General features: G+C 48.3%; 3 protein-coding genes and 1 tRNA gene. 2 read left to right on the top strand and 2 right to left on the bottom strand.

Annotated elements, in window-relative coordinates; all coding sequences use genetic code 11:
- Positions 1–82: 82 nt before the first annotated feature.
- Entirely contained in the window at positions 83–2,692 is a 2,610-nt protein-coding gene (locus tag AC3OH0_RS01905) for a CehA/McbA family metallohydrolase (protein WP_498344548.1), read from the top strand.
- Between the two features lie 57 nt (positions 2,693–2,749).
- A tRNA-Leu gene (locus AC3OH0_RS01900) sits at positions 2,750–2,834 on the top strand.
- 131 nt (positions 2,835–2,965) lie between these two features.
- On the opposite strand, the gene AC3OH0_RS01895 is transcribed toward AC3OH0_RS01900, so the two are convergent.
- Both AC3OH0_RS01895 and AC3OH0_RS01890 read right to left on the bottom strand, forming a co-directional pair.
- Positions 2,966–3,688 (bottom strand): hypothetical protein, encoded by a 723-nt coding sequence (locus AC3OH0_RS01895; protein WP_498344547.1) that lies wholly within the window; start codon positions 3,686–3,688, stop codon positions 2,966–2,968.
- A gap of 73 nt (positions 3,689–3,761) precedes the next feature.
- Positions 3,762–4,887, bottom strand: a 1,126-nt coding sequence (locus AC3OH0_RS01890; protein ID WP_498344546.1) for a ribonuclease FAU-1 family protein, incomplete at its 5' end; no start/stop codon positions are given.

The following is a 4,887-nucleotide window of genomic DNA, read 5'->3' as shown; positions in this document are numbered from 1 at the left end:
CCCCCCCTCCGCCGCCGCCCCCGCCACTCCTTGTTTCAACATTTTTATTCTCGAAACAAGAAATTTTTCTCAAGGTGGTTGAATGTCTTCAACCAGGATCTTCCTGTTATTATTGTTGACAGCACCTATTGTGCTAGGATTCGCTGGATCACTCCAAACCCTTCAAGGAACTCACACCGGAGTCATCGTAATCAAAGGCCCCACTCCCATAATGGAGGGAGAGGCGAAGGGTCCTGAAGACATCACCGTAATGAACGAGTATATCGCTGTAGCATTCGGTATTTCAACAACCCCGCCATGGGGGATTCCGCCCGGTCACATCGTAGACCTTGCCCCAGTAGCCCCCGGTTCTTCAGATGTCTTAGCACAGTTCAGCCTCCCCTTGAACGACTGGGGGAACTGGGCAACTATAACTAGCTTCCAGATAGTGGAGAATTCTTCCACAAGGGCTGTTATTACTGCCCTGGGGCAGTGGAAGGGTTTAGCCGTAAACTACACCTACATTCTCGAAGCGGGCAAGCCGTATCTGAGAACAGTCATAACTGTGACGAACAATGACACGGTATCATACTCCAACCATATAATGGGTCCAGCCGTCTCGCTGAAGAGGGGGTGGGCTTACGCACCTGGTTTTGGAACAGGCAGGATCACAACATCTCCTAAAGCAGGCTACGGGATAACTGAGGACTGGGTTGCAGCATACCATGAGGATTACGCTCTGGGCCTGTACTCGCCAGGCTACACCCATATAGCTCTCCACAGCAGTTTCGCAGACACCTTCTACCAGGTCACACTGAACCCGGGCGAGTCACGAGTGTTCGAAGCATACTTGATAGCGTATCCTGAAGGGGACTTATGTAAGATAGCGGAAACAGTTCAAACCATTAGGGAGGGAGGACTAGCATCAATCCATGGAGAGGCCAGGACAAGTAAGGGTGAAGCGTTGGCTAAAGGAGTGGTAATGGTCGAATCCAACGGCAGACCATATTGCTGGGGGCTTGTGAAAAACGGTTCATACACTTTAAGCCTTCCAGCTCCAGGATCCTACAGTGTTTTCGCGCTTGCTAAGGCACACGCTCCCAGCACGAGGCAGAATCTCACAGTTGCGCCAGGCGACGATTTCGAATTAAACTTCACCGACGTGGTTCCCCCTGGCAGGGTAGTGTTAACAGTGTTTAGGAATGACACCGGGGCCCCGACTGATGCGAGAATAATTGTCAGCGGGGGATACGTGCCCCCTGTCATGTACTTAGCCGTCACGACTGTGTACACTGATGTTTACGATGTTGGAAAGGCAGTGATCGATTTAGCCCCAGGCACCTATAACTTAACGATCGATAAGGGCGCGGGATTCATAAGCACTGCTAAAACCATTAACGTATCGGTGGCTAGTGAGCAAGTTGTTAATGTTAATGTAACTGTCGAGATCCTCATCAAACCCTTTGATGAAGGATGGTACATGGTAGACCTCCACCACCACTCCGACTGGATGGATGGCAGGACGCCTCCTGACCTGCTCGTGGCAGCCCAGCTTGCATCAGGACTGGATATTGTTTTCGTCAGCGACCACGACTACGTTGGAAACTGCCCCGTGATCCAGGCAATAACGCAGGCTCGTAGCGTGCCGTTCGTTTGCGGAGTGGAAATCTCCCCTGACTGGGCCCACTTTAACGTCTACCCTGTGGTTGATCCTTCAAAGCTTGTTTACAGGGGAACCATGAGGGAGATCATAACAGCTGCCAGGGCGGCTGGAGCGATAATGGTCAGGGCTAATCACCCATGGATTGGCGGGTTGTTCATAGCTCAGGAGATGAACAACATTCCTGGAGGGTATTACGAGGACTGGGATGCTGCGGAGCTGGGTCCATGGGGCACTAACAGCCAGAGGACTTTGACGAAAATGTTCTCGCTATGGGATTTAAATATAAGGAAATACTTGACAGCGGGTAGCGATGTCCACGACGTTATCATGCAGACATACACCGGGAAGCCCAGGGTTGTCGCCTACCTACCCAACGGCCCCAACCCTGTCTCGCTGGCCCTGGCTGAAAAGTATGGGAGGACATTCATATCTTACGGCCCCTTCCTGTTCTCCGACCCGTTACCGGGCACCACTGTCGGCGTAGCATCCCTCTCCGAGAACGTAACGCTAAGGGTTAAACTCTTCTCAGTACTTGGGTTAAGCAAAGTTGAAGTATATGGTAAAGGAGGCAGGATTATCCAAACCATCCCTCTAGGGTCAGCGACGTCCAAGACTCTGGAAATAACTGTTCCAGCATCCCTGGCGACTAACGGGACTGAGAACGGGTATATAGTTTTAATCGCCTACGACATGCAGAATAACAGGGCGATTAACAACCCTATTTGGATAGATCTAAACACGCAACAGGTGACGACAACCGTTACCGAGAGAGTTACTGAAAGGGTGACTGAGACGACGACTGCTACTCAAACAGTTACGTCTCCCGTAACGACCTCTGTAACGGTGACCACGACTAGGACGGAAACCGTTACGCATTCAACCATGTTAACAACCACGCAGATCTTGGAATCAGTAACGACGACAACCTACACTTCCACATACACTAGTGAAAAAATTATCTCGCAGACAGATTACATTGTCACGGGAGTAGTCGCAACCTTATTCCTAGCCATAGGATTAGGATTGAGCAGGATATTATTCAAGAAGTAGGTAAACCTCAAATATCAATGTTTTTTATAGCCCAAACTTATTAAACACATTAATAGTGCGGGGGTGCCCGAGCTTGGTCAAAGGGGTCGGGCTCAGGACCCGATGGCGTAGGCCTGCGTGGGTTCAAATCCCACCCCCCGCACTTCACACATATAGCTAAGAACCCTTACTTGGAATCCTTGAGTATGCTTCGAATTATCAGATCCTATCCCGCATCCTTAATCTCATCTTTAATAGTGAGAGGAGGTAAGCGAGGGATTATCATCGAATATCTCACGGCAGGGTTATAAGTTTAGAGTATTCATTACCACCCATAGTGTGTAGCCTTAGCTCTATAACTTGCCCATGCGTATACCCCGTTGTTAACCATATCGTAACCGTTTTCTCCTCACCCGGTCTTAAAGTTAGAGGTAGTGGAAGATTCGAGTTTGCATTAGCCTTGCTGAGGGTTTTTCCATCGATAAATGCCTGGTCTATGGTGGCGGGGTTATCCCCAATGTTCCTTATTCTTAACACAATGTTGAATACTCCTGAGTAGTACACCTCATAAATATTGATATCAAAGTTCTCATAGCAAAACGCCCTAGTGACTGTTACATTGAGCTTGTATTGGAGAGCGTCCCCAGCCTTGATGTAAACCGGAATACTTTCTCCCTGCTTGGAAGAAGCATTATAGATGATGATGTTTAAAGCAACCATATCCTGGGCTTCTAAATTTTCTGTCTCGACTCTCACATATGCGGTTCCATTAAAGCCTATTCCTCCATTAATGGAGACTCTAACCCCTTCCACAAGTACTTCATCAATCAAGATGGAGCTACCGCTTCTACTTCTAAACACTGCTTTAATGTACAAGTCGCCGCAGGAAATGTAAGCTTCTTTAGCGAGGATCTCTACTTCCCCAGACTCCTGGACAAAATCTTTAAGGTGGAAGCACAGGATGCTTGCAACTAAGGTAATGAGAATTAAAACAGCAACGATGTGCAGGGTCTTCATGAAAACCAGCTCCCACTGAGTAAGTTCTTGTTTCCCGAATTTATGGCTTCCGATACTAAGAGGGTTGATTTTTTCAGGTGTTAGAAGAGTCCGTTGCTAGGCATTTTTCAGGCTCTCTATAATTTTCACAGACATAGGCTTCAGGATTCTTAATAACCATGTCGGCAACTCTTTCAGCCAAAACATAAAGGTGTTCGCTCACAACCTCCCTCGTTTTTAAAAATGAAAGCTGCTCCAAATCTATCACCACAGGGTTTTCACCAGGCTTCACCACGACGTCGACCACGAGATCATGGTATTTCACTATTCCTGGCGCGAGTTCCGGCGGCGTGTTAATGTTTATGTAGCTGCCCAGCCAGTTCCCATTCCTGAAATAGTTATGGCTTATCACGTAGGAGCCTTCCTTGATAATTAACAAGTCTCTGTCACCGGGGAGTTTTTCAATGCCTAACCCGTCGTAAACCCCCTCACTAGTGAAAACCCTTTCTAAAACAAGGCAAGCCCTTCCTTGAACAAGTTTGTAATGCTCGAGAAACCCTGGGGTGAGCTCCCTGACTCCTTTAACAGGCGAGTAGTGTAGGATTCTAAACCTCTTTGTCTCAGATATTTTCCTGATAATCCACTCTCTCAAACTACCCCCTACAAGGCTTAAACTACAGCCTTTTCCAGCAAGGTTTTCAACCAGGTCTAGCTCGTCACCAAATCCTAGGTTTTTCAATTCATGATGCCCTGGCACGGTTGGAGTCACTGCCCGTCTCTCATGGTCTAGGATTTTCTTCGCAATACTTGTTACCGAGATTAATCCTATGAACTCCCCGGTTCTCAGCCTGCACGGGTTTCCAACACTCTTCGCCGTCTCCATCAACCTCTTATACTCCTCCAACAACGCGTCTATTTCAGCCTCAACATCCCTCGGGTCCGCGAACCTCGCGCTGCTCCTGAACTTCACCCCGAGCCCGGAGCCTATGAGCTTGGATAAAGCTATGGCGGAAAGCTTGTTCTTCAACACCCTATCCCTGATGTATTCGGAGAAAACTATTCTAGGGTTTCCGTGGATGAGAGAGACAAAATCTCCGAGCATTTTGAACTCTCGGGTAAGCTCAACAAGCTCACCCTCACTCCACGAGGGCTTGGAAACCCCTACAATGACCTTATCGTTCACGGACAAGCCTTTACAATCCCTCAACACTCCCTTGAAA

The sequence above is a fragment of the Thermosphaera sp. genome, assembly GCF_059755995.1.
The sequence above is the reverse complement of the archived record's forward strand: the minus strand, read 5'-3'. Positions and strand labels throughout refer to the sequence as shown.